Here is a 24752-nt window from a genome sequence, read left to right as displayed (position 1 = left end):
TGTAGGAATCTCCAACTCGCCTTAACCGTTTGTTGAAGTCCTGACGGCAGACTTCGACGCCAAGGAGAAAAGGCGTTGGGGGCAGTTTTGAAATCGTTGCGTCAGAGTACGCAGATCGGTCGTCATTCCATCGTGACGGCCGTTTTGATTTCTTTCGCAGTGGTCGTTGCCGTGGTGACCCTGATGGTGCTCTCGGCCATAGGCCGTGTGGCTGATTACTCCAACAAGCTGGATGACGAGCGCTCCTGGGAAACGACCGTCGGCGCGCTCAAGACTTTTCAGGGGCAACTCGAGGCGACGCTTCACGATCATTCGGCCCGCAATGATGCGGCGCGTAGCGTCTACGGAACAGACGATCAGGGCTGGGTCGCCGGAAACTATGGCGACATATCCTCAAACGGTGCGCTTTTCGATATCGCCGTCATCGTCGATGACCACAATAAGCCGATCATCGGCTACCACAACGGCGAGCCGGTGACGCAGAAGGTCGAGGATCTTCTTGGCACCGCCGTCTGGGCGCTGGTCGATCAGGTGCGCAGCACGCGGGTGACCGGTGTCCCCGAAGCGGGCGGCTACATCATGACCAGCAACGGCATCGCGGCTGTCGGAGCCGCGACGATCCGCGAAAGGTCCGGCCGCATTCCCGTCCCCGAAGGTCAGCGGCGCTATCTCGTTCTGGTGCGCTATCTCGATGCGGCCAGGATCAAGATGCTGTCCAACACCTATGTCATCAGCGGTCTCAAGCTGGTGCCGCCGGAGACCGTCGCGCGCTATGCCGTTTCCATCGTCGATCCGCTCGGCAAGTCGCTCGGACGGCTGGTCTGGAATTCGCGGGAACCGGGCGACCTCAGTTATCTCCAGGTCCGTCCGATCGTAGTCGGCGCGCTTGGTCTGGTAGGACTGTTCTTTATCGTATTGCTGATCTTGGGATCGCTCGCGGGACGCCGGTTGCGGGCCGAGGAAGTGCAGGCCCGCCAGGGCTCTCTTCGCGATCGCCTGAGTGGCCTCCTCAATCGCGAGGGACTGCGGCTCGACGTCGACCGGCTGGTCGAGCGGGCGAGCAGCGATGGCAGTAACGTCCTGCTTCTGTATCTTGATCTCGACGGGTTCAAGGAAATCAACGACGCCTATGGACATGGCACGGGCGACCAGCTCATCCGCGCCGTGGCCGCCGGCCTCAGCGTGCTCATCCCGCCGCAGGCGACGCTGGCGCGGCTTGGTGGCGATGAGTTCGCCATCGTTTTCCCGACCAGGGAGCTTAACGATGGGCCCGCCCTGGGATTGGCCGAACAGGTCCTGGATTTTCTTTCCGAGCCGCTGGAAATTGGTCGCCGCGTGATCGTCGTCGGCGCCAGCATCGGCATTGCAAGCTCGCCGGAAGGCCGCATCGATCGCGAGGAACTGGTGCGCCGCGCCGATCTCGCCATGTACAAGGCCAAAGAGGCCGGCCGGGCTCGTATGGCCTGCTATGAGACGGCCATGGATGCGCATCGTGAGGAACGCAATGCATTGGAACTCGATTTGCGCCGTGCGATCGAGATGGAAGAATTGACGCTTGCCTATCAGCCGCTTGTGGACGCGTCGAGCTGTGAGATGACAGGTGTCGAGGCGCTCGTGCGATGGAACCGCCCAGGCCACGGGCCTATCTCGCCCGACGATTTCATTCCTGTCGCCGAAACAAGCGGGCTGATCGAGGCTCTGGGACTTCTGGTGCTGCGCAAGGCATGCGAAGCGGCGCAGCAATGGCCGGATCTGCGCGTTGCCGTCAACGTTTCGCCGGGACAATTCCGCAATCCCGCCTTTGCCGATTACGTCCGCGGCGTGCTGAACCGGACGGAGATCGAGGCCGGTCGCGTGACGCTTGAAATCACTGAAGGCTATATCATTCAAAATCCGGAGCGTACCCGCAAGTCGATCGAGCGCCTGAAGGCGCTTGGCGTCAAGGTGGCGCTTGATGATTTCGGGTCGGGCTTCTCATCCATCGGTTATCTGCGCCAATTCGGCTTCGATCGCATCAAGATCGACCGCTCATTGACGATGGATGTGCTCGAAGATAGCCGTGCCCGCGAGATGCTGCGGGCGACGGTGGCGCTGGCCCGCTCGCTCGACATTCCGGTGACGGCCGAGGGTATCGAGCTTGAAGAGCAGGGAAGGGCGCTACGGGACTTCGGCTGCGACGAATTGCAGGGCTATTTCTATGGAAAGCCGATGCCTGCCGCCGACATCAGCAAGCGCCTGGCCGCGCAGATGACGGTTACCCTCGACGAAGAGCATGGCGCCGCCGCCTGATATCCTCAGCCGATATGCTGCTGGCCGCGTTTGCGGGCAAGAGCGACCTGCCGCTGTCTTTCGCGAAAGCGTTCCCGATCTTCCTCGCTGCGCTCGTGATAGCAATGGCTGCAGGAGACGCCGGCTTCGTAGAAGGGTGAGGTCACTTCTTCCACGGTGATCGGGTTGCGGCAGGCGTGACAGAGCTTGTGATTGCCCTCTTTCAGGCCATGCTCGACCGAGACGCGCTCGTCGAAGACGAAGCATGCGCCTTCCCAGAGGCTTTCTTCCGCCGGCACTTCCTCGAGATATTTCAGAATGCCGCCCTTGAGGTGATAGACCTCATCGAAGCCCTGCTGCTTCATGAAGGCCGTGGCCTTTTCGCAGCGGATGCCGCCGGTGCAATACATGGCGATCTTCGGCTTGTTGTGCAGGCCGGTATTCTCGCGCACCCATTCCGGAAATTCGCGGAACGTCTTGGTCTTCGGATCGACGGCGCCCTTGAAGACGCCGATCGCCGTCTCGTAATCGTTGCGGGTATCGATGACGATGGTATCGGGGTCGGAGATTAGCGCGTTCCAGTCCTTCGGCGCCACATAGGTGCCAACGATCTGGGTGGGGTCGATATCTTCGACGCCCATGGTGACGATCTCTTTCTTGAGCTTCACCTTCATGCGCACGAACGGCATTTTCGAGGCGTGGCTTTCCTTGTGTTCCAGGCCGGCAAATTCCGGCTGTGCCCTGAGGAAGGCGAGCACGGTGCCGATGGCGGCATGCGTCCCGGCGATTGTGCCGTTGATGCCCTCATGTGCAAGCAGCAGCGTGCCTTTGACGCCATTGGCCTCGCAGAGCGCAAGCAACGGCTCCTGCAGGCTTTCGAAGCGCGGAAGGGAAACGAAATGGTAGAGCGCCGCAACGAGGAATGCGCCGGTCGCCTCATGCCGTGAGCTGGAAAAGATGTCGGTCATGCCGGGGAAATACAATTTTGTGGGCCGGCAGGCAATCGGGATTTGCGTTGAAGCCTTGCGTCATCGAAACAGCATCGGCCGGCTGCTCTAGTCTGCCGCGTCCAGCCAGAGGCGCTTGACGGTTCGCGCTTCCCGCTCCGGCTTGTCGGCAAACACCCAGTGAGCCCTGTTCAATGCTTCTTCGCGGGCTATCTGCTGGCGGGAGATGATCGCCTCCAGCAGGCGTGCGCGGTCGTCGCTACCGTCGAACAACTGCGGTTCGCGATCGGCAACATCGGACAGGATCGCAAGATCGAGATAGCGGCCGAGCACATCGACCAATGCCTTGGCTTCAAGCTGCTTGGCGTGCATGGCGGCCGGCCAGATGTCCCTCAGCAACATGTGGTGCATCCAGTAATCCTGGCTGCGCTTGCGCAGATCGTGAAAGCTTTCCGCGTGAGGCATTTCGCCGAGGCATTCGGAGAGCGCTTCCATCGCCTTGCGACCGTTCTTGCGCCAGCTTTTCTGGAAGAGGCGTGCGGTATCGCGCCGACCAACGCCAAAGGATGTGTTCTTCACGGCCCCGATGGCTTCACCACAGACGGCGATTGCTGCCTTGGCCTTGTCTTCGAGGTCCGTCTCGGCCTCGGACAGGCGGTCGCGACGGCTCGTCAGCACAGCGGTGACGCGCGCCAGTGCTTGCTGCTCATCGTCAGACGTCGCAGTCTCCTGCAGATAATGGCTGACTTCAATCAATGCCGTGGCGTCCCGCACGCCCGAAAGCGTGCGTGCCACGTCTCGAAGGCGGGCATTTTCCTGCTGTTGGAATTCCCGAGCGAGCGGGGCAATCAAACGATAAAGGGCACGGACCCGCTTGATGCTTTTCCTGGCGGCATGCACCGCTTCGTGCAGGCCTTGCGGGCGATCCGTCAGGACAGCCATCGCCTTGCCGAGTTGATGCGCGGCGGCCTTGTGCACCTCGCCATCAAGAGCCCGGTCAGGCCGTATGCGATAGCTCATTATATTCCTGTTCGAACTGTGTCGCGAGCGCCTGGTTGGAATAGCGATGTTCGCCGGTCACTTCCCGGCCGATCCAATCCGGCAGTTCCGGATCATCGCTTTCGTCTTCCATCTCCACCTCGGCGATCACCAGGCCGCGATGGGCGCCGCGAAACACGTCGATCTCCCAGACAAATCCCTTGAAGGGCACCTTGTGGCGGGTTTTCTCGATCACGAGGCCGATGGCCGTTCCGAGCAGTTCCTCTGCCTCCGGAATCGGGATCTCATATTCGAATTCGTCGCGCGTCATTTTCTTGCCGATCTTGATCGTCAAGGTCGCGGTTGCCTCGTTCGTCAGCCTGATCCGGACTGAGCGATCCTCCATGGAGGCAATATATCCTTGCCGTAGAATGAGCCTCTCGGACACCAAATTACGCCACTGATCGCCGCGCACCAGAAACTTTCGCTCGATCTCTTTTGCCATGCGTTTGACATGCTCCACTGGCACAGATCGGGCTACATTATAGCAAGTCATGGGGATTTCCTACCCGTTGTATTGAGAGCAAGCTTTTGTCTCGACAAGCATCTCCGGGAAGGTTATTCGAAAGCCGGATTTCAATCGTTTTAAGGGAGCGCTCCGACCATGGGCGAGAAAACCGAGAAGCTTCTTTCCGTTCTGAAACTGCAACCGGTCGTACCCGTGCTGATCGTCGACGATGCGAAATCGGCCGTACCTCTGGCCCGGGCGCTTGTGGCCGGCGGGCTCAAGGCCATCGAGATCACGCTGCGCACCGCGGGCGCGCTCGATGCCATCCGCGCCGTCGCCGATGAAGTGGAGGGTGCGGAAGTCGGCGCCGGCACGATCCTGAATGTTGCCCAGTGGGATGCTGCTGTCGAAGCCGGTTCCAAGTTCATCGTCAGCCCCGGCACGACGCAGGAGCTTCTCGATGCGGCCCGCGCGTCGCATGTGCCGTTGCTGCCGGGTGCTGCCACCGCAAGCGAAGTCATGGCGCTGCGCGAAGAGGGCTATGCGGTGCTGAAGTTCTTCCCGGCCGAGCAGGCGGGCGGTGCGGCCTATCTCAAGGCTCTGTCCTCGCCGCTTGCCGGCACGCTCTTCTGCCCGACGGGCGGTGTCTCGCTCAAGAACGCCCATGATTATCTGTCGCTGTCGAACGTCATCTGCGTTGGCGGCTCCTGGGTCGCGCCGAAGGAGCTGGTTGCGGCCGGTGACTGGGCCGGGATCACCAAGCTTGCAGCCGAGGCTGCAGCGCTCAAGGGCTGAACGGCTTCCTTCTGATCGATTTCAGAGGCGCGCGGGGTTTCTCACGCGCCTTTTTCTTTGCCCTGGATTTGTATTTGCGGTTGCGCTTCCTATCTCCCTTTCACCATCACAAGGACGGAGGACCATCCATATGATCGACGCCCGCAAACTTCTTGACCAATTCCTGGGGTCGCAGGTTCCAGGAATGCAGGGAAGCGTGAAAGACAAGGCAACGCAGGCCATCAATCTTGCCAGGGACAATCCGATGGCAACGAGTGCCATCGCCGGCGTGCTGCTGGGAACGAAAACCGGACGTCAGATTGCCGGCAATACGCTGGCGCTCGGCGGCCTCGCAGCCATCGCCGGGCTCGGCTATCAGGCCTACAAGAATTACAGGGATGGCAATCAGCCGCAGCCGGCACCGCAATCCGCTCCTCAGAGCGAGCCGCAATTCCTGCCGCCGCCATCCAACTCCGGTTTCAGCACCGCTCCGGCAATTGCCAGCAATGATTTTACGCTCTCCCTGGTGCGGGCGATGATCGCCGCTGCCCGGGCCGATGGCCATATCGACGATACGGAGCGCCAGCGCATTCTCGGCAAGGTGCAGGAGAGTGGCGTCGGCTCCGAGGCCGAAGCCTTCTTCCAGCGCGAACTTGCCAATCCGGTCGATCTCGACGCCATTGTTGCCTCTGCGCAGACCGAGGAGCAACGGGTGCAGATCTATACGGCGTCGCGCCTGGCCATCGAGCCGGATTCCCGGGCGGAACGTGGCTATCTGGATCTGCTGGCAGGGCGACTTGGCCTGGCCGATCCGCTGGTCGATCATATCGAGGCGACGGTGGCAGGCGCCAAAGTCCAACTCTGAGGGGTAGAGCCAGTTGCCTTTCACCGGCGGCTGGCCTAAGCCTTCGCCGGAACATTTCATGGCGCTAGGGATCGGCAACTTGACGGACAAAAAGAGCGACACCCGCTCGGCGGCGATCGCAGCCGGTGTTATTTTGCTGGTCGCGACGGCCGTGCTCTATCTGATGCCAAACGTCATCGTCTGGCTCGGAAACATCTCGCCGTGGCTCGGGACGGGTTTCGGCGTATTGGTTATCCTGGCCTTCTTCTTCGTGTTCTGGCTGAGAGCTCGCTACCAGCGACGCAGCGGGCAATAAGCTCAATTCTGCAGCGAAGCGCCGAGCAGAATGACGCCGGTGCAGATGACAAGCAGCGCGCCGAAAATCTCGATGCCGTCACCGACCCATCCCGAGAGTCTCGAGCCCTTGCCGGTGAAGCGCACGGCGGTGCTTTTCGCGAAAACCGCGATAATGGCCAGCAGCGAGACGGTCAGTGCCGTGCCGATCGACATGGCGAGCACGGACAGCAGGCCGCCGAGATAGAGCCCATTCAGCATGGAGAAGGTCATGACGAGAAGCGCACCCGAGCAGGGGCGCAGACCGACGGCGATGATTGCCGACCAGGCTTCGCGGACGCTGAACTTCTCGTTCGACAGCATTTTCGGGTCTGGAAGATGGGCGTGGCCGCAGGCTTCGCAGTAAGCACCATCACCAGCCGCGTGAGCGGGATCGTAGCATTGATAGCCCTCGGCAGCCGGCATCATAGTGTTGCTGCTGCGTGAGAAGCCTCTCACCGAATCCGTGCCCGTTGCCGCACCTTCAAAAAGCGACAGGCTGATCGGGCCGGTTGACGTTGCCATCTGTATTTCCCGGCGCTGCGCCCGGCTTTGGAGCATCGCTCGCAGCTTGCGAAACAGAAGCCAGCCGCCGAACATGACGACCATGACGAAGCTGGCGATCTCCATCGCATTGGTCGCCATCGTCATGGTGATGCCGGAGCCGCGCAGCACGAAATAGGCGGCGCCAACGACGAGGACTGCGACGAGGCCCTGGATGAGTGCCGAGACGAAGGAAATGCCGATGCCGCGCTTCAGTTCAATCTCGTTGGCGACCATGTAGGAGGAAATAACTGCCTTGCCGTGGCCGGGGCCGGCAGCGTGGAAGATGCCGTAGGCGAAGGAGAGGCCGATCAGCGTCCAGAGCTGCCACGGGTCCTGGCGCATGGCCTCGATCGATTTGGTGAGGGCACGGTAGAAAGCCTGCTGCTCGTAATTCACATAGAGAAAGATCGGCGCCAGCGGTCCGCCCATCGGCTGGAAGCTCGGCTCGGCCGTGCCGATGCCAAGCGGCGAGCCTGCGGCATGCGCGAGGCCGGCGATCGCCAGAAAGGCAAACGCTGCGGTCGGGGCCAGTCTCTTTACGCTCGAAATCAGCATTGAACGTCTATCCGCGTTGCGAAGAGTTTCGACATCGTCGTTCCCGTCGGATCGTTGAAGAAGGCATCCGTCAATGTCGCCTTGTTTTCGGCGATGACCTCATCCGGGTTGGGCCGCACGACCTGGTGCGTGCAGCTTTTGAAGGCGTCGCCTTCTACGACCAGCTCGTTATCGGTCGGGAAATCGATCGATGTGTACAGTGTCGGGTCGTAGATGCCGAAGCTGAGCTTGTTGCCCTTGGTGAGCGGCATGGGCTCGGACGGTTTCACGGCAAAGAACATCAGGATCTGACCGTCGCGATAATCGACGTTGATGACGTCAGGCTTGTTCACCTTGATGCTTTTGCCGTTGAGCGTCAGGTTCGTGTAGTAGTCATAGTCGACAAGGGAATCGCGCACGGTCTTGCCGACTTCTTTCAGCTCGTCTGGGTCGAGCTTCAGGTTGGTGTTCTTGTCGAAATCCATCAGCACGGAGGACGAGAACACCTCGTCGAAACGCCAGACGTTGCGCAGCTCCTGCACATTGCCGTCCGGCCCGGCCAAAACCTCGAGCCGCGCTTCCACGAAAATATGCGGGTGCGCCGAGGCGATCGGCGGCACAAGCAGCATGCCGCCTGTCAAGGCGATAGCATAGACAATCGTGGATTTTTTCATGCGTCCGATGTGTTTCGTGAGCATTGATTCAGTTCGACTTCTGGTCAGGAAATGAGACGGAATTGGGACCGCTTGGCCCTTAGCCGTGCTTGCGGAACCAGTTGTGAAGGTAGTCCACAAAGATGCGCACTTTGGCGGGGAGATAGCGGCGGTGCGGGTAGACCGCATAGATGCCGCGATCTGTTGGAAGATAGTCGTTGAACAGCGTCAGCAGCTGTCCGCTTTCGATCGCCTTGCGGCCGATGAAATCGGGGACAACGGCAACGCCGAGATCGGACAGGGCGGCGCGCAAGGTCGCGTGCGGGCTGTTGACTTCAAGCGTGCCGTTGATGGCCACATTGAAGGTGGTGCTGTCGGCATCCACGAAGCGGATACTGCCTTGCGAACGATTGTTGCTGTCGATGATGAACGGCACGCGCGTCAGATCGGTCGGATGCTCCAGGGCCGGATAGCGGTCGAGGAATTCCCGGGTTGCGCAGAGATGGACGCGGAAATCGGAGATCTTGCGGGCGATCATGCCGGAATCTTCGAGCTTGGTGATGCGCACGGCCACATCGAAGCCTTCCTCGATCAGATCCACGAAGCGGTCGTCAGCAGCGATTTCGAGAGCAAGGTCGGGATTTTCCTTGGCGAAATCGATCAGAGATTGTCCGACTTCGGCATCGACGAAGGTGCGCGGCACCGAAACGCGCAACCGTCCTTTAAGCTGCTGGTTATTCTCGCGCACGAGGTCGGCAAGATTGTCGATCTCTTTCAGGATGTCGGAAGCGGTGCGATAGTAGGTATGGCCTGCCTCGGTCATGGAAAACTGGCGAGTGGTGCGGTTGAGCAGCAGCGCGCCGAGTTCGTCCTCAAGCTCACGGACATATTTCGAGAGCAGGGCCTTGGAGCGCCCGGTCTTGCGAGCCGCCGCCGAAAACCCCTCGGCTTCCACCACGTCGATAAAGGCACGAATCCGGGTCAACGTATCCATGGTGAAGCCTCCCGTTAACTGTTTCCGGATGTTGAACAAAACGCGCTGATTTGTTCAATTATTTTTTTAGGGCACGGGCGAAAAAAATTCTTGATTGTTACGGCGAATGTACCTATTTCCGGATCAGCCCAAAGTCGCACGTGCCCGTGGGTGTCCGCCGATCCTCGATGTGGTGAGAAAATCGGTAAGGTACCTGGAACTAACCCCTCCAGTCGCTATTTCGGCCAACCGAAAAATGCGAGGACATCTAAAGCAACGACGGTGCGGGCCTTTTTGTTCTCTCCCGGCTTTCCATCAGCCGGGGTTACTGAAGAGGCACACCTTCATTGCCGGAAGTGCGGTTGGGATACTCCCTCCAATCCATGGCAGACAAAGCGAATTAGCGCCGCTTGCGGCACTGGTTCATCATCCGCGCTTCGCGCATTTGCACGGTACCGGGGTCTCCACCGGCTGGTTCCTGAGCGAATGAGCGTCGCCCTTTGTCCTCTGGGTCTTTCCCCGGAGTTTTTGGAATTGAAAGGGAATTGACATGACCACGCAGCGTATTCGCGACTTTCTCGCTACCCGACGTCCGGACGGTCCTTGCCTGGTGGTCGATCTCGATGTCGTCCGCGATAACTTCCGTGCCTTCCGTCATGCCATGCCGGACAGTGCCATCTATTATGCCGTCAAGGCCAACCCGGCTCCGGAAGTGCTGCGTCTGCTCGCAAGCCTCGGCTCCAACTTCGATTGCGCGTCCGTCGCTGAAATCGAAATGGCGCTCGATGCCGGTGCGACCGCTGCCCGCATCTCCTTCGGCAACACGATCAAGAAGGAGCGTGATATCGCTCGTGCGCATGCGCTCGGCATCAGCCTCTTCGCCGTCGACAGCCACGAGGAAGTCGAGAAGATTTCCCGTGCCGCTCCCGGCGCTCGCGTGTTCTGCCGCGTCCTGACGGACGGCGAAGGCGCCGAATGGCCGCTGTCGCGCAAGTTCGGCTGCGTTCCGCAGATGGCTGTCGACGTTCTCGTCTACGCCCATCAGCTGGGTCTGGAATCCTACGGCGTGTCTTTCCATGTCGGCTCGCAGATGACCAAGGTCGACGCCTGGGACGCTGCTCTTGCCGATGCCAAGCGCGTCTTCGTCTCGCTGGCCAAGCAGGGCATCCACCTGCAGATGGTCAACATGGGCGGTGGTTTTCCAACCAAGTATCTGCGCGACGTTCCGTCGGCTGAGGCCTATGGCAAGGCGATCTTTGCGTCTCTGCGCGCCCATTTCGGCAACCAGATCCCGCACACGATCATCGAGCCGGGCCGCGGCATGGTCGGCAATGCCGGTGTGATCAAGGCTGAAGTCGTCCTGATTTCGAAGAAGTCGGACAATGATGCCGCTCGCTGGGTGTTCCTCGACATTGGCAAGTTCGGCGGTCTGGCCGAAACCATGGACGAGGCGATCCGCTACCCGATCCGCACGGAGCGCGACGGCGACGAGATGGAAGCCTGCGTGATTGCCGGCCCGACCTGCGATTCGGCTGACGTGCTCTATGAAAAGAACCTCTATCCGCTGCCGGTGACGCTCACCATTGGCGACGAGGTCCTGATCGAAGGCACCGGCGCCTATACGACGACCTATTCGGCTGTTGCCTTCAACGGTTTCGATCCTCTGAAGGCCTACATCATCTAAGGTCCGACTTCGCCGACCCCGTAATCAGTCGGGGCGGCACTCTCACAATTATTTGTCACCACCGCTGATAACGGTATTGGGCAACGGGAGGCCAAGATGGCCGCTGTTCTTGATTCTGTCCGCGCATTCTTTGCGCCCACAACTTTTACCCTCGACCTGGAAAACGCAGGCGATGTCGTCGCGCGAGAAAATCTGCTGGATCGCGCCATGGGTGCCGACCGCCGCAAGAAGTCGTCCGAAAAGCTGCGCCACGGCCGCGTTCCGGCCGAAGGTCTGGCACTGGTCGCTCGCGACCGCGCCGGCCATGTCGTCGGTACGGTTCGTCTCTGGAACGTCGAAGCCGGCGTCGATCGCGAGACGCGTCCGGTCGATGCGCTGCTGCTCGGCCCGCTGGCCGTTGACCCTGCCTATGAAGGCAAGGGCATGGGTTCGGCGCTGATGCGCGCTGCCGTCCTGGAAGCCAAGAAGCGCGGCCATGGCGCCATTCTGCTGGTCGGCGATGCGCCTTACTATGAGCGCTTCGGCTTCTTTGCCGAAAAGGCCCGCCATCTGGTGATGCCGGGACCGTTCCAGCGCGAGCGTTTCCTTGCGCTTGAGCTCAAGGAAGGCTGGCTCAGTGGCGCTGCCGGCATGATCGTCGCCAGCGGCCGCAAGCTTGCCCAGCCGCCGATGTCAAAGGCTGCCTGAAAGCTACTTGCCTTCGCTCCAAACGAGCGAGGGCACTCCTAATGCTCGTTGAATTTGCTATGCCGCTACATACTGGCGGAACGCTAGATGTTCTGATCCATCGTCTCGGCCGGAATTTCGTCGGCGGGATGAATACGGACGACGACAGCGGGCACACCGGCAACAGTGCAATGGGGCGGTACGGCTTTCACGACGACGCTGCCGGCCGCGACCTTGCTGAAGGCGCCGACTTCGATATTGCCGAGGATTTTTGCACCGGCGCCGATCATCACGCCATGGCGGATCTTCGGATGCCGATCGCCGCTCTCCTTGCCCGTTCCCCCAAGCGTGACGTTCTGCAGGATGGAGACTTCATCCTCGATCACGGCTGTCTCGCCGATGACGATGCCGGAGCCATGATCCAACATGATCGAGGAGCCGATCCTGGCGGCCGGATGGATATCCGGACCGAAGACGAGCGAGACGAGATTGGAAAGCCAGCTGGCGATTTCCGTGCGGCCCTCGGTCCAGAGCGCATGGGCGATACGGTGGGTCTGCAGGGCATGAAAGCCCTTCAGGTTCAACAGCGCGTGCAGATAGGTCGTGCAGGCGGGGTCGCGGGTGCGCACGGCGAGGAGATCGGCTTCGGTCGCCTGCAGGATTGCGGCGTGCCGCGCCAACACGCCTGATAGCAGCGAAAGCAGTTCGTCGTGCTCGATCCGGACGACGCAAAGCCGGGCGGTGAGCACATTGGCGAGGCTCTCGGCATTCGAGCGGCTGGCAAGGATCTGTGCCTGCAGCAAAGGGCCGAGCGTCGGCTCACGCTTGGCGAGCTCGGCAGCCTCCCGGCGGATCACATCCCAGACGCTTTCGGCTGATGCAGGTGTATTTCCGGCGATTGCCGATCCTGACTGGGGCATGATGCTGTCTTTCTCTTCAACCGGAGACGTCGACGACGCCGCAATCGCCGGCTTCGGAGGCGAAGGCCAGCAATTTGCCGGACTTGCTCCAGCTCATCGATGTGATCGCACCCTTGCCCGGCCGGCGCAAGAGCGCTTCCTTGGCGTCGCCGAGGCGGACCGCGAGGATCATGCCGTCGATGAAGCCGATGGCGAGGATATCCTCGGCAGGATGGAACTTCACGCAAGTGGCCATGATGTTGGCGCGGCTGCCGAGTTCGAGCGGCGCTTTGCCCATCGGGCCGTCCTTGCCCTGGAAGGGCCAGACGATTGCGGCTGGTGCACCGGACGAGGCGAGCCACTTGCCCTTTGCCGACCACGACAGGGATTTCACCTTGGCGGGGTAGCCCGTCATGCGCATGTGCCGGGCTTCGGCGCCCGGTTTGACATCCAGCTTCCAGCCGTGCAGGGCGTTTTCTTGCATGGTGGTGACGATGAACTGGCCGTCCGGCGAGAAGGTGACGGCGTTATGCGCGCCCTTCCATTCCAGATTGATCGGCTGTGCGCTCATGCCGACCCAATGCAGCGATACGCCATTGTAGCGGGCGGCGGCGATGCGCAGGCCCTTGGGCGCAAACGCTATGCCTTCGACGGTGCGCTCTTCCGCAAATTCCTTCGTCGTGCCGTCGGACAGTCGCACGAAGGTGCTCTTGCCGTAGGAATAGGCGACCGCACCCTGCGGACCCGCGGCGATCTGCGCGATCCATTTGCGCGGGGCTTCAGCCAGGACCGTCACGCCGCCATCGGCTGCGATGCGCAGAACCTTGCCATCTTCGCCGCCTGAAATCAGGCTTTCGCTATAGGGATCGCGAATGCAGGTGAGCATGCCCTGATGGGCTTCGGTCACCTTGTCTCCGCCTTCCAGGCGATGGATTGCGCCGGCGGCGCTGGCGAAGAAGGGGGTGTCACCTAAAAATTCGACGGCCAGAACGTGGCCGTCGATATCAAGCGGAGCAACAGTCGGCATCAGGCGGACGCCTCGCAGGCCTTGAAGCTTGCTTCGAGCTTTTCGCGGTCGAGGTCCCGGCCGATGAAGACCAGACGGCTTTCATGCTTTTCGCCATCCTTCCAGGGACGCTGGTGATCGCCTTCGATGATCATGTGCACGCCCTGAACGACGTAGCGTTCCGGATCGTCCTTGAAGGCAATGATGCCCTTGAGACGCAGGATGCTCGGCCCCTGGGTCTGCGTAACCTTCTGGATCCATGCGAAGAACCGCTCCGCGATCATCTCGCCGCCGCGGAGCGACACCGACTGCACGGTCACGTCATGGATCGGCGACGGGGCGTGGTGATGGTGGTCGTGACCGTGGTCATGATCATGGTGGTGGTGATGATCGTGGTCGTGGTCGTGGTCATGATGATGGTGATCATGGCCGTGATGGTCGTGATCGCAATCCGGGCCGCAGACATGATCGTCATGGCTCTGGTCGAGGAAATGCGGATCGTTTTCGAGCGCACGCTCCAGATTGAAGGCACCCTGGTTCAGCACGCGGGCAAGGTCGACGCCGGAGCGGGTCGTCTTGTAAACGCGGGCGGCCGGGTTGATGGCGCGCACGATATCCTCGATCTGCGCCAGCTCTGCCGGCGATACGAGATCGGACTTGTTGATGACGACGACGTCGGCAAAGGCGATCTGGTCTTCGGCCTCGCGGCTGTCCTTGAGGCGCAGCGGCAGGTGCTTGGCGTCGACCAGCGCGACAACGGCGTCGAGTTCCGTCTTGGTGCGGACATCGTCATCCATGAAGAAGGTCTGGGCGACGGGAACCGGATCGGCAAGGCCCGTCGTTTCGACGATGATGCCGTCAAAGCGGCCGGGGCGGCGCATCAGGCCCTCGACGACGCGGATCAAGTCGCCGCGAACGGTGCAGCAGACGCAGCCGTTGTTCATTTCGTAGATTTCTTCGTCCGACTCGACGATCAGGTCGTTGTCGATGCCGATTTCGCCGAATTCATTGACGATGACGGCGTATTTCTTGCCGTGGTTTTCGGAGAGAATGCGATTGAGCAGCGTCGTCTTGCCGGCACCGAGATAGCCGGTGAGAACGGTAACGGGAACGGGCTTTTGCGTGGCTGTTTCGGTCATGGGAGCCTCGAAATATGGAAGGTTGCCCCGGGGAGCGGATATTGGTCGGGTTCCATATAAGGAGTTGGAGACGGCAGTTCAAAGGCTTTTATATGTTATAAGATCACATTGGGTTGCGGACGGGCGAAATGGCCGCATGGTCAGGTCAGCGTTGATACATCGAAGCCATCGACATCCTGCAAAAGCTCCACCAGCCCTTTGACCGCATGGGCGATCAGCCTTTCGCCCTTTACAGCTGTTGCCGCCCTGGCATTGCCGGCCACGCCTTGCGCGCTCAGGTCCGACATCTTCCAGCCGAAGGCATGGGGGCCATAGGCGCGAAGATGCTTGAGGTCGCGGGTGAAATCGGACTGGCGGGACGGAAAGTTTTCCGCCTTCGACATATCGACCTTTTCCGGATCAAGGGCGAGCATGACGGAAGTCTCGATATCGCCGCCGTGAATATCGATGGCCTTGTCGTCCGGTGCGATCAGCCCGTCCGGCACGCCGAAGCGGGTCCAGCTGGTGGCGACCGCCAGCATGCCGAAGCGGACGCGGGCTTCGGTCGCGACAATGGTCATCAACGGCGAGTTGCCGCCATGGGCATTCAGCATGACGAATTTGCGGATGCCGAGCTTGTGCATTCGCTCAGCAATGCCGAGCCAGCGTTGAACCGCCTCATCGAAGGCAAGCGATTTCGAGCCGGCGACATCCATGTGCTCGATGGAGTAGCCGACGGGCTCGGCGGCGAGGAAGGTGACGGGCAGATTGGCGGGCAGGGCAGTCTTGAGGCGGGCGACGATGCCTTCGGCGATCAATGTGTCGGTTTCGAACGGGAGATGGGGCCCGTGTTGCTCATAGGCGCCAAGTGGCAGCACGACGATCCATTTTGCCCGTTCTTCAGGGGTCAATGTAGCATCATTGTCGTCGAAACATGGCAAAGGATACGCCATCTGAGGGTGTGCCTCTTGTTTATGTCAATAACCTGCGCAATGTCATAGCGTGATGGCGCATCGGCGAAAAGGTCAACGGAATCACGATGGGTAAGAAGAACAAGGTCGGGAAGAAAAGTAAGTCAGGTAAAAAGAAGGATCACCGCGACTACACGCTTGCCGATCTGTCGCCGGCATTGACGCAGGCGGCGCGGTCGATGCGCACGGTGATAACACGCAACCTGACGGCAAGCGGTCTTTATGCCGGGCAGGATGGCGTCATTCTTGCCCTGGCGGCAAGTGACGGTCTCCCCGCCGGGTCGCTGGCACAAAAGCTCGGCGTCAAGGCGCCGACTATGACGCGCACGATCGGCCGCATGGAAGCGCAGGGCTTCGTCGAGCGCCGGCCGGATGCCGAAGACGCCCGCCTGACCAAGGTCTATCTGACCGAAACTGGGCGCAACAGCGTCAGCGAGATCGAAAGTTCGGCTGCCAGCTGTGACGAGTTGGCGACGCGCGGCTTCTCCGAAAAAGACATTCGCTCGCTCGTGCGGCTGCTCAAGGCGATCGAGAATAACCTCCAGGCCGGCGATGACGACGAGGATGATGAGGAAATCTGAAATTCCTCAAGAATTCGAGTTGCGCGGCGCGATTAAACCTTTTAATTAAATATTTTAAATTCCGGAATCGTAAAACGACGGAATGAGTATAAAGCTGCGTTTCACGGGGAGGGTGCGCGTGGCGCAAAAGATAAAGCTTTCGACGATTGCGGAAACGCTGGGCATTTCAACGGCAACGGTATCCCTGGCCTTACGTGACAGCCCGCTGGTTGCGGCCAACACGCGTGACAAGATCAAGGATCAGGCCCGCGCGCTCGGCTATATATACAATCGCCGCGCGGCCAGTCTCAGGACGTCACGCTCGGGGATCATCGGCGTCGTCGTGCACGACATCATGAACCCCTTTTACGGGGAAATTCTGAAAGCGATCGAAAGCGAGCTCGACCGCAGCCGTCACACATTCATTCTTTCCAACCACTATGATTCCGTCGAAAAGCAGCGGACCTTCATCGAGACGCTGCTGCAACTCGGCGGCGATGGCGTCATCATGTCGCCGGCGATCGGCACGCCGCCTGAAGATTTCGAGCTGGCCGAAGAAAACGGCATGCCGGCTATCCTTGTAGCGCGTCAGATCGATGCGCTGGATCTGCCGACCTTTCGCGGCGATGACAGCTACGGCATCTCGCTTGCGACCAACCATCTGATCAGCCTTGGCCATCGCTCCATTGCGATGATCGGCGGCACCGACCAGACCTCGACCGGGCGCGACCGCTATCAGGGTTATGTCAACGCGCTTCGTAAGGCTGGCATCGAAGTCGATCCCGATCTGCGCATTCCCGGCGCGCGCTCCAAGCAGGGTGGTTTCGAAGCGGCGGTGCATTTCCTGTCGCTGCCGCAGAAGCCGACAGCTGCGGTCTGCTGGAATGATCTGGTCGCCATCGGCCTCATGAACGGTATTTCCCGCGCCGGCCTCGTGCCGGGACGGGACATCTCCGTCACCGGCTATGACGATCTGGAGGAAGCGGCGATCGCGACGCCTGCGCTTACCACGGTATGGAACGGCCAGGCCGAGGTCGGAAGGCTTGCAGCGAGAGCGCTTTTGGATAGGTTAGCTGGAAGCCATGAGCCGGATGGTATTCATCTCATCAAGCCGGAAATGCGCATCCGCCAGTCGACAGTGCCCTACAAGGCTCGCTAGTAGCGCCGAACCGTATCTCAAAGGAAAGATTCATGTCCGATAACCGCGTTGCCATCCTCGTCCCGGGGAAGATACACCCGCGTGTGCTCGAAAGGCTTGGAAAGCAGTTCGATGTCATCTCCGTCGATCGCGATGGTGGGCCGAAGGTTGACGCGGAAACTACGGCTCGCGTGCGTGGCGTGGCTGTCGCGGGTGGTTTCAACGCAGCCTGGATCGATGCCTTTCCGAATGTCGAAGTCATCGCCAATTTCGGCGTCGGTTATGACGGCATCGACGTCAAGCACGCCGCTTCGAAGGGTGTCATCGTCACCAACACGCCCGACGTGCTGAACGATGAAGTCGCAGATACGGCGATCGCCCTGCTGCTGAACACGCTGCGGCAATTTCCGAAGGCGGAAAGCTGGCTGCGTGAGGGACGCTGGGCGAAGGACGGCGCGTTTCCGCTCTCGCCCTTCTCGATGAAGGGGCGTCGCATCGGCATTAACGGTCTTGGCCGCATCGGCCTGGAGATCGCCAGAAGGCTCGAGCCGTTCAAGGTGAAGATCGGTTACCACACGCGTACGCCCCGCGACGCGCTGCCCTATGATTACTATTCAACCCTCAAGGAGATGGCGCAGTCGGTGGATACGTTGATCTCCATCGTGCCGAAGACGCCGGAAACGCATAAGGTCATCAATGCCGAGATCCTTTCGGCGCTCGGACCGCAGGGCGTGTTCATCAATGTCGGCCGCGGCTGGTCCGTCGATGACGATGCGCTGATTGCTGCGCTCGGCAACGGAACGCTCGGAGCCGCCGGCCTCGACGTTTTCTACGACGAGCCTAATGTTCCGGAAGGCTATCTCTCGCTGCCTAACGTTTCGCTTTTGCCGCATGTGGCTTCCGCCTCTGCGCCAACGCGCGATGCGATGGCCGATCTGGTGGCCGACAACATCATCGAGTGGTTCGCTAAGGGCAAGGCGGTAACGCCGGTGCCGGAAACGCCGGTCAAGCCGCGCGGCTGATCAGACGGCGTTTTGGTGATGGGGAGCGGCGAGGGGCCGCTCCTTGCTCGATGCATAGTCGCGCACGGCGTCGCCGAATGCGACAAATAGCTTGTGCGACGGCGAATCCGTCTCGGCCCAATATTCCGGGTGCCATTGCACGCCGACGGCGAAGGCCTTGGCACCGATCACGGAGACGGCTTCGATCGTGCCGTCTTCGGCAAGCGCTTCCACCTGCAGCCTCGGGGCCGTCTCGGCAATCGCCTGACGATGCAGAGAATTGACCCGCACTTCGCCCGGACCGATGACACGGGCGATGCAGGAACCTTCCTTGACGAAGACGCTCTGGCGGATGGAGTACATTGTGTCCCGGTCGACATTCTGAGGCTTGCGGTGATCCCAGATGCCAGGCTGGTCCTGGATCTCGCTCGCCAGCGTGCCACCAAGCGCAACGTTCAGCTCCTGAATACCACGACAGATGGCAAGCATCGGAATGGCGCGTTCAATGGCCCTCCGGATGAGCGGCAGGGATGTCGCATCGCGCGCCGGATCGAACGGCCCATCGCTTTCGTGAGCTTCTTTGCCATAGAGCGACGGATGCACATTGGTGGCGGAGCCGGAGACGAGCAGGCCGTCGACGCGGTCCAGAATGGCGTCGGCATCATTGTCTTCTTCCAGTGCCGGAACGATGAGCACCGTCAATCCCGCTGCCTTTACCGCCGCGCGGACATATTGCAGCTGCACCGCGTGCCAACTCGTACCGTCGAACTCACGGATGTCGGCGGGAATGGCAATGATCGGTCTGGACATGCAAGGCTCCGAAGGCTGCTGAACGGCTGTTTGTCGGGATCCGTGAATGACGAAGATGTCAATCCGAGGGCGGATTACCCTAGTCCTTAGTCTACGCGAAGAGGGTTCGACCGGCAACGCGGAGTGGTTTCAATAAGGCTTTGTTTCCGTTCGTCACGCGGATGTACAGGAATCGCCATAATGCGATGCAAGAGCAAACTTGAAAGACAGTGTGCGGCGTGGTTAGTTCCATCGCTTGCGCTGGGTTGGGGAGCGCGCCGCTCTCCTGCAGAACCGCCCGTATAGGAGATTTCGATGGATCGCCGTTCCTTTATAAGGCGGGCAGGAGCAGTTGGCGCAGGCGCTGCCGCCTCCGCGCTTGCGAGCCCGGCTTTGGCCCAGGAATATCCGAAGATCACCTGGAAGATGACTTCGTCGTTTCCCAAGAGCCTGGATACGATCTATGGCGGTGCGGAGGATATTGCCTCGCATGTGTCCGATGCGACCAACGGTAATTTCGTGATCCAGACCTACGAGGCCGGCGAGATCGTGCCCGCCGCGCAGGCTGCCGATGCCGTGAGCGCCGGCACGGTCGATGCCGCTCACACCTGCTCCTATTATTTCTCCAACAAGGATCCGACCTATGCCATCGGTACGGCGCTGCCGTTCGGCCTCAATGCCCGGCTGACGAATGCCTGGTTCTACCAGGGCGACGGCAACAAGCTGATGAACGAATTCTATGCGACGCAAGGTATTCTCGGCCTTCCGGCCGGCAATACCGGAACGCAGATGGGCGGCTGGTTTCGCAAGGAAATCAATACGCTTGATGACCTCAAGGGGCTGAAGATGCGCATTGCCGGCCTTGCCGGCAAGGTGATGGAAAAGATCGGCGTCGCGCCGCAGCAGGACATTGCCGCCAATGGTGTCTATGATGCACTGGACAAGGGCACGGTCGATGCGGTCGAATGGGTCGGGCCTTATGACGACCTGAAGCTCGGACTGCAGAAGATCGCCAAATACTATTATTATCCGGGATGGTGGGAAGGCGGCGCCGTGGTGCATGCCTTCTTCAATCTCGACAAGTGGAATAGTCTGCCGAAAAATTATCAGACGATCCTTGCCGATGCCTGTGCTTTTGCCAACACCAACATGCTGGCGAAATACGATGTAAAGAATCCGCAGGCGCTGAAAGATATCGTACAGCAGGGCGTGACGCTGCGTCCCTTTAGCCAGGAAATCATGGAAGCGTGCTTCCAGGCGGCCAACGGGCTCTATGCCGAGCTGTCCAAATCCAACGACTCCTTCAAGCGTATCTATGAGGATCAAGTTGCCTATAAGAAGGATGCATATCTCTGGATGCAGCTCTCCGAATATACTTTCGATACCTTCATGATGATTCAGCAGCGTGCGGGAAAGCTCTAATCAGTATTCTATAAGTGTTTAGTGATGTTGTGTTTTATTTATTAGGCACTTAAATACTACATTGCTGGTAGAATCCACTTGGGTCGATTGCGCGAATACGATGCGGCTTACAACTTAAATTCAACGTAAGTTACCGACATAATTGGAAAAACTGTCGCGATGCATGCTATTTGGGCAATCAAATTTTAAAACGTTTCACCTAGGGTGTCCGCCGCATCAGGGGAACTCTGAATGAAGCCTCCAAGCCCGAACACCGTGCCGACGGATGTTTATCTGTCGTTCGTCAGTTCGCTTTTCGGAAACCGTAAAACATTGTTTACGGGGGTGGCTGTCCATATCCTGACGTATGTCATCGTCTTCCTGAGCACGCGCGCGAACATCTACCTCGTCCTTTGCCTGGCTTTCGCAGCCGTATTTGCATTGCGGATGTATTCGTTCTGGCTTTTCGACGTGGCCGACAAGCATAGTTTCACGCGTGCCGACATCGCGCGCTGGGAAACGCGCTATGTGATCGGCGCGGCGGCGACGGCGTCCATCCTCGGCATCGGCAGCGGCTATGCCATTCTGATCGTGCAGGATCCGCTGGCCGAATTCATCTGTATCGCCGTGACGATGGCGTCGATGGTATCGATCGTCGGCCGCAACTACGGTTCACAGAAGGCGATCGATCTCCAGACGCTCGCCTGTTGCCTGCCCATCATCATCGCCTGCCTGATGTCGCAGCAGCTCTACAAGGCCGTGGTTTCCATCATGCTCGTGCCGTTCGGCCTGACGACGCGCGCGATGGCAAACGGTGTGCGGGAGTTTCTCTACAAGAATGTCATTGCGTCACGCGAGATCTCGCAGATCGCCGACCGGTTCGATACGGCGCTCAACAATATGACGCATGGCCTGTTCATGCTGGACGCCCACAACCGCATCCTCGTGGTCAATCGCAAGGCATGCGAACTGCTGAATTTCTCACATCAGGAGCAGCTCAAGGACTGTGAGTTCGATGTCGTGCTGCGCTACGGCGCGCGTCATGCCTTCATCGACGGGTCGCTGCCGGGGCTCATTCAGCGGCAGATGGCACAGCTCGTCAGCGGCACGCTGTCGCGCACGCTGATCCAGTTCAACGAAGATCAGTTTCTGGAATTTTCGGCCAGCCGCCGCGCCGATGGCGTCGTCATCCTGATTTTCGAGGATGTGACGGTTCGCATTCGGGCCGAGCGCAAGATCCTGCACATGGTGCGCTATGACCCTCTGACAGGATTGCCGAACCGCGAATATTTCGTCGAGATGGTCAAGGAGAAGCTCGCTGCGCGCAGCAGTGAAGGCCAGATCGGCATTCTGGTTCTCGACGTCGACGACTTCAAGCATGTCAACGACACCAAGGGTCATGTGACCGGAGATCGTTTGCTGGTCGCCATTGCCGAGCGACTGAAGGAGATCGCAGGCACCACAGCGCTTGCTGCGCGTCTGGTGGGCGACCAGTTCGTGCTGTTTTTCCCGAATGAGGGCAATGCGTCTGATATCGACGACCGCGTGCGCGCGCTCCATGCCGGGATGACGGGTAGCTACGATGTCGATGACAATAGCTTCCGTATTTCGTTCAGCGGCGGCTACGTGACCATGTCGAACCGCGAATTCCGTTCCGAGGAATGGCAGATCAAGGCCGATCTGGCGTTGTTCGACGCCAAGCTGAGGATAAAGGGCGGCTGCAGCGCCTTCGAGCAGGAGATGGATGCGCGTTACGTCGAGCGGCAGAAGCTGAAGGATGATTTGCGCGAGGCAGTGGAGGCCGGCAATCTTCAAGCCGTGTACCAGCCGATGTTCACGCCGGACGGCTCCCGTATCGATTGCTGTGAGGCACTGGCGCGCTGGGTTCACCCGGAAAAGGGCTCAATTCCGCCCAACATCTTCGTGCAGATCGCCGAGGAAATGGGCATCGTCGGCGGCATCACCCGCTTCATGATCAACCAGGCTTGCCGGGATTGCGTCTCATGGCCGGCACCGGTTGCCGTTTCGGTCAACCTCTCGGCGCAGGATCTGCGCAGCAACGATATCGTCGGTATCGTCATGGAAGCGCTCGACGCGTCTGGTCTGGAGGCTTCGCGGCTGCATCTCGAGGTCACCGAAAGTTGCCTCATGGATGAGGTAGCGACGGTGCGCTCCATTCTTGCCGATCTACGCTCCAAGGGTATCACGATCGCAATCGATGACTTCGGCACGGGCTTTTCCAGCCTCAGCTATCTCGATTCGCTGCCTGTGGATGTCGTTAAGATCGACCGGTCGTTCGTTCGTGACATCACGACCGACAGCCGCCGCTTCAAGCTGCTGTGCGGCATTGTCGATCTTTCCCGCGCTCTCAGCCTTCACATCGTCATCGAGGGTGTCGAGACGTTGGAGCAACTGGCGCTCATCGTTGAAAAAAATCTGGCCGATATCATCCAGGGCTACGTATTCTCAGCTCCGGTTTCCAAGGAACAAGTTTCCGGCATGGTGGAAAATCTTGTCCGGCGACAGTCAGGGCCGCGGCACGATCACGTCGCCTGACACGTCTGAGACGCTTGGGATCATCGTTGGTAAGTCACCATGGCTCGCGAAAGCAAGACAGCGGATCTATTTTGCGCACCTTTATCAAGGCCGGTCATTGTCTGTTTTACAGCAACGTACACTCGGGCGCTTCCACGATCTCCAATTTATACCGGTATTCGTTTGAAAAATTAACCTTAATGAACGAATAGTTAATAAAATCTAAAACAAATATTGATCAAATTTTCCGTAAATACCATTAATGATTCGTTAACCATCACGGAACATTAATCATGACGCATATGAGTACTTTGCAAAACAGCTTCGCTGGCAAGCTGATGGAGGTGCTCGATCACGTGGAATACCGCCGAATCGAAAGCAGCGAAGACATGGAGGATGTCGCGCGGCTACGCTACAAGGCCTACAAGGCGCGCGAAGTCTTGCCGGTGGCGGCCAAAAACCTGATCGACGACATCGATTTCGATGATCACGCCTATATTTTCGGGGTTTATTACTACGAGGAATTGGTCAGCACGGTGCGAATACACCATGTGACGCCAAATCATCGAGTATGCCAGTCGACCGGCATTTTCCCTGACGAGATTCACGCCTTTCTCGATGCCGGCATGACGTTGATCGATCCCGCGCGTTTTGCCGTGGATCCTGATCTCGAGCTCGAATTGCCGGCTTTGCCCTACCTGACGCTGAGGCCGGCCATCGTGGGTGCCATCTACTTCGACACGGATCGGGTGATGCAGCATATTCGCCCGGCACATGCGGCTTTCTATAAACGCGTCTTTTATGCCGATACGGTCGTGCCGCCGCGCATGACCAAGACTTACGGTTTCGAACTGACGCTGCTGGCATCCCGATCGAAGGAGATTCGCGGCAAGCTGATGCAACGATATCCGTTTTTCGATTCCGAACCCTACGAGCGGCGCATGATGTTTTCCCGCAGCGAAGACACCGGCACTCCGCCTTTGACCATCCTGCCGACGGCACGGCTGGCAAGCGGTGGTCGACGCGACATTCGAGGGCAGTTTGGCTAGAGCAATTCCAGCAAAAGTGCGAAGCGGTTTTGCGTCCGGAATTGCTTGAGGCAAGGAGATAGAGCATTTCCGTTCAAAAACGGAAATGCTCTGAGCTGCGCACCGATGCGACCTTCTCGTGCATTGCATTTTCCCTCGCTTTGTGTAACCCCTCGGTAGAGGATATTTGGCTGTGGCATCTCGCTCTTTGATGCTGCAGCTTTTGAGGACAATCTCCTGCCGCCAGCGAGCTACAAGGCATGTCGGGGGAGAGGATTGAGGGGAGATTTTTGAATGGCCGAACATCATACTGGACCCGCGGAAACTGGTGCTCCCATGGACTACAGGGAGCATGAAAAGACCTATAATGGCTTCCTTTTCGTCGCCAGGGTCGGATCGGCGATCATTGCCGCGCTATTGATTGGAATGGCTGCCGGTTTCTTCGGCCACGCCGGCCTGTTCGGCGGATTTGCCATTTTCCTCGTTCTTGCGATCGTTGGCGGTTTTCTCGTGCGCTGATCGACGCTGGGCTGTTCCGCCCGCGCTTTCCCTGAAATTCTGACCTGATTTCGCAGGTTCTTGCGCTGCTGTATTCAGC

At 59.5% G+C, this 24752-nt stretch carries 24 protein-coding genes; 13 read left to right on the top strand and 11 right to left on the bottom strand.

Annotation, left to right across the window (positions count from 1 at the left end):
• The first annotated feature begins 75 nt into the window (after nucleotides 1-75).
• Complete coding sequence (locus tag ACQZ6F_RS12055; protein WP_449091686.1) at nucleotides 76-2289, top strand: bifunctional diguanylate cyclase/phosphodiesterase; 2214 nt, start codon at nucleotides 76-78, stop codon at nucleotides 2287-2289.
• 5 nt (nucleotides 2290-2294) lie between these two features.
• Here the strand turns inward: ACQZ6F_RS12055 and trhO are convergent, their stop codons facing one another.
• The 3 genes from trhO to ACQZ6F_RS12040 form a co-directional block, all read right to left on the bottom strand.
• Nucleotides 2295-3236: an oxygen-dependent tRNA uridine(34) hydroxylase TrhO gene (gene trhO, locus ACQZ6F_RS12050; RefSeq protein WP_449091687.1), complete on the bottom strand. Its 942-nt coding sequence runs from the start codon at nucleotides 3234-3236 to the stop codon at nucleotides 2295-2297.
• A gap of 87 nt (nucleotides 3237-3323) precedes the next feature.
• Entirely contained in the window at nucleotides 3324-4235 is a 912-nt protein-coding gene (locus ACQZ6F_RS12045) for a CHAD domain-containing protein (protein WP_449091688.1), read from the bottom strand.
• Nucleotides 4213-4698: a CYTH domain-containing protein gene (locus ACQZ6F_RS12040; protein ID WP_068400507.1), complete on the bottom strand. Its 486-nt coding sequence runs from the start codon at nucleotides 4696-4698 to the stop codon at nucleotides 4213-4215. The genes ACQZ6F_RS12045 and ACQZ6F_RS12040 overlap by 23 nt, the downstream gene beginning before the upstream one ends.
• Nucleotides 4699-4857: 159 nt before the next feature.
• On the opposite strand from ACQZ6F_RS12040, the gene ACQZ6F_RS12035 reads away from it, so the two are divergent.
• The 3 genes from ACQZ6F_RS12035 to ACQZ6F_RS12025 all read left to right on the top strand — a co-directional run bounded on the left by ACQZ6F_RS12035 (nucleotide 4858) and on the right by ACQZ6F_RS12025 (nucleotide 6635).
• Nucleotides 4858-5496: a 2-dehydro-3-deoxy-phosphogluconate aldolase gene (locus tag ACQZ6F_RS12035; RefSeq protein WP_077469402.1), complete on the top strand. Its 639-nt coding sequence runs from the start codon at nucleotides 4858-4860 to the stop codon at nucleotides 5494-5496.
• Between the two features lie 130 nt (nucleotides 5497-5626).
• Nucleotides 5627-6340: a tellurite resistance TerB family protein gene (locus tag ACQZ6F_RS12030; RefSeq protein ID WP_449091689.1), complete on the top strand. Its 714-nt coding sequence runs from the start codon at nucleotides 5627-5629 to the stop codon at nucleotides 6338-6340.
• Nucleotides 6341-6398: 58 nt separating this feature from the next.
• Complete coding sequence (locus ACQZ6F_RS12025) at nucleotides 6399-6635, top strand: hypothetical protein (RefSeq protein WP_068399939.1); 237 nt, start codon at nucleotides 6399-6401, stop codon at nucleotides 6633-6635.
• Nucleotides 6636-6637: 2 nt separating this feature from the next.
• Here ACQZ6F_RS12025 and ACQZ6F_RS12020 read toward each other — a convergent pair whose 3' ends face one another.
• From ACQZ6F_RS12020 to ACQZ6F_RS12010, 3 genes are all read right to left on the bottom strand, one after another.
• On the bottom strand, nucleotides 6638-7753 hold the full coding sequence (locus tag ACQZ6F_RS12020) for a nickel/cobalt transporter (RefSeq protein WP_449091690.1): 1116 nt from the start codon (nucleotides 7751-7753) through the stop codon (nucleotides 6638-6640).
• The gene (locus tag ACQZ6F_RS12015; RefSeq protein ID WP_169055382.1) at nucleotides 7747-8406 is read right to left on the bottom strand and encodes a DUF1007 family protein; all 660 of its coding nucleotides are present in this window, start codon (nucleotides 8404-8406) and stop codon (nucleotides 7747-7749) included. The genes ACQZ6F_RS12020 and ACQZ6F_RS12015 overlap by 7 nt, the downstream gene beginning before the upstream one ends.
• A 79-nt stretch (nucleotides 8407-8485) precedes the next feature.
• Nucleotides 8486-9379, bottom strand: coding sequence for a LysR family transcriptional regulator (locus ACQZ6F_RS12010; protein WP_077469405.1), 894 nt, complete (start codon nucleotides 9377-9379; stop codon nucleotides 8486-8488).
• A gap of 529 nt (nucleotides 9380-9908) precedes the next feature.
• On the opposite strand from ACQZ6F_RS12010, the gene odc2 reads away from it, so the two are divergent.
• Nucleotides 9909-11042, top strand: coding sequence for an ornithine/lysine decarboxylase (odc2, locus tag ACQZ6F_RS12005; protein ID WP_037196325.1), 1134 nt, complete (start codon nucleotides 9909-9911; stop codon nucleotides 11040-11042).
• 96 nt (nucleotides 11043-11138) lie between these two features.
• Nucleotides 11139-11729 (top strand): GNAT family N-acetyltransferase, encoded by a 591-nt coding sequence (locus ACQZ6F_RS12000; RefSeq protein ID WP_449091691.1) that lies wholly within the window; start codon nucleotides 11139-11141, stop codon nucleotides 11727-11729.
• Nucleotides 11730-11812: 83 nt separating this feature from the next.
• Here the strand turns inward: ACQZ6F_RS12000 and cysE are convergent, their stop codons facing one another.
• The 4 genes from cysE to ACQZ6F_RS11980 form a co-directional block, all read right to left on the bottom strand.
• Nucleotides 11813-12628, bottom strand: a complete 816-nt coding sequence (gene cysE / locus ACQZ6F_RS11995; protein ID WP_449091692.1) for a serine O-acetyltransferase — start codon at nucleotides 12626-12628, stop codon at nucleotides 11813-11815.
• 16 nt (nucleotides 12629-12644) lie between these two features.
• Nucleotides 12645-13634, bottom strand: a complete 990-nt coding sequence (locus ACQZ6F_RS11990) for a WD40 repeat domain-containing protein (RefSeq protein WP_077469408.1) — start codon at nucleotides 13632-13634, stop codon at nucleotides 12645-12647.
• Nucleotides 13634-14752 carry a CobW family GTP-binding protein gene (locus tag ACQZ6F_RS11985; protein ID WP_449091693.1) on the bottom strand — a complete coding sequence of 373 codons (1119 nt, stop codon included), beginning with the start codon at nucleotides 14750-14752 and terminating at the stop codon, nucleotides 13634-13636. The genes ACQZ6F_RS11990 and ACQZ6F_RS11985 overlap by 1 nt, the downstream gene beginning before the upstream one ends.
• A gap of 140 nt (nucleotides 14753-14892) precedes the next feature.
• Nucleotides 14893-15684 carry a creatininase family protein gene (locus tag ACQZ6F_RS11980; protein WP_449091694.1) on the bottom strand — a complete coding sequence of 264 codons (792 nt, stop codon included), beginning with the start codon at nucleotides 15682-15684 and terminating at the stop codon, nucleotides 14893-14895.
• An 86-nt stretch (nucleotides 15685-15770) separates the two neighbouring features.
• Between ACQZ6F_RS11980 and ACQZ6F_RS11975 the strand changes: the two genes are divergently transcribed.
• The 3 genes from ACQZ6F_RS11975 (at nucleotide 15771) to ACQZ6F_RS11965 (ending at nucleotide 18422) form a co-directional block, all read left to right on the top strand.
• Complete coding sequence (locus ACQZ6F_RS11975; protein WP_068399973.1) at nucleotides 15771-16283, top strand: MarR family winged helix-turn-helix transcriptional regulator; 513 nt, start codon at nucleotides 15771-15773, stop codon at nucleotides 16281-16283.
• Between the two features lie 118 nt (nucleotides 16284-16401).
• Nucleotides 16402-17421, top strand: a complete 1020-nt coding sequence (locus ACQZ6F_RS11970; RefSeq protein WP_068400510.1) for a LacI family DNA-binding transcriptional regulator — start codon at nucleotides 16402-16404, stop codon at nucleotides 17419-17421.
• A gap of 32 nt (nucleotides 17422-17453) precedes the next feature.
• Nucleotides 17454-18422: a 2-hydroxyacid dehydrogenase gene (locus tag ACQZ6F_RS11965; protein WP_449091695.1), complete on the top strand. Its 969-nt coding sequence runs from the start codon at nucleotides 17454-17456 to the stop codon at nucleotides 18420-18422.
• Here the strand turns inward: ACQZ6F_RS11965 and ACQZ6F_RS11960 are convergent, their stop codons facing one another.
• Nucleotides 18423-19211: a gamma-glutamyl-gamma-aminobutyrate hydrolase family protein gene (locus ACQZ6F_RS11960; protein WP_449091696.1), complete on the bottom strand. Its 789-nt coding sequence runs from the start codon at nucleotides 19209-19211 to the stop codon at nucleotides 18423-18425. It abuts the gene before it with no gap.
• Nucleotides 19212-19505: 294 nt separating this feature from the next.
• Here ACQZ6F_RS11960 and ACQZ6F_RS11955 point away from each other — a divergent pair, with 294 nt between their 5' ends.
• The 4 genes from ACQZ6F_RS11955 to ACQZ6F_RS11940 all read left to right on the top strand — a co-directional run bounded on the left by ACQZ6F_RS11955 (nucleotide 19506) and on the right by ACQZ6F_RS11940 (nucleotide 24673).
• Nucleotides 19506-20612, top strand: coding sequence for a TRAP transporter substrate-binding protein (locus tag ACQZ6F_RS11955; protein ID WP_077469412.1), 1107 nt, complete (start codon nucleotides 19506-19508; stop codon nucleotides 20610-20612).
• Between the two features lie 231 nt (nucleotides 20613-20843).
• The gene (locus ACQZ6F_RS11950; protein ID WP_449091697.1) at nucleotides 20844-23147 is read left to right on the top strand and encodes a putative bifunctional diguanylate cyclase/phosphodiesterase; all 2304 of its coding nucleotides are present in this window, start codon (nucleotides 20844-20846) and stop codon (nucleotides 23145-23147) included.
• Between the two features lie 272 nt (nucleotides 23148-23419).
• Nucleotides 23420-24175 (top strand): N-acyl amino acid synthase FeeM domain-containing protein, encoded by a 756-nt coding sequence (locus tag ACQZ6F_RS11945; RefSeq protein WP_449091698.1) that lies wholly within the window; start codon nucleotides 23420-23422, stop codon nucleotides 24173-24175.
• 273 nt (nucleotides 24176-24448) lie between these two features.
• Nucleotides 24449-24673: an aa3-type cytochrome c oxidase subunit IV gene (locus tag ACQZ6F_RS11940; protein ID WP_077469415.1), complete on the top strand. Its 225-nt coding sequence runs from the start codon at nucleotides 24449-24451 to the stop codon at nucleotides 24671-24673.
• The last annotated feature ends 79 nt before the right edge of the window (nucleotides 24674-24752 follow it).

The sequence above is a fragment of the Rhizobium sp. A22-96 genome (assembly GCF_053521805.1).
This window is presented reverse-complemented; position numbering and strand designations above follow the sequence as displayed.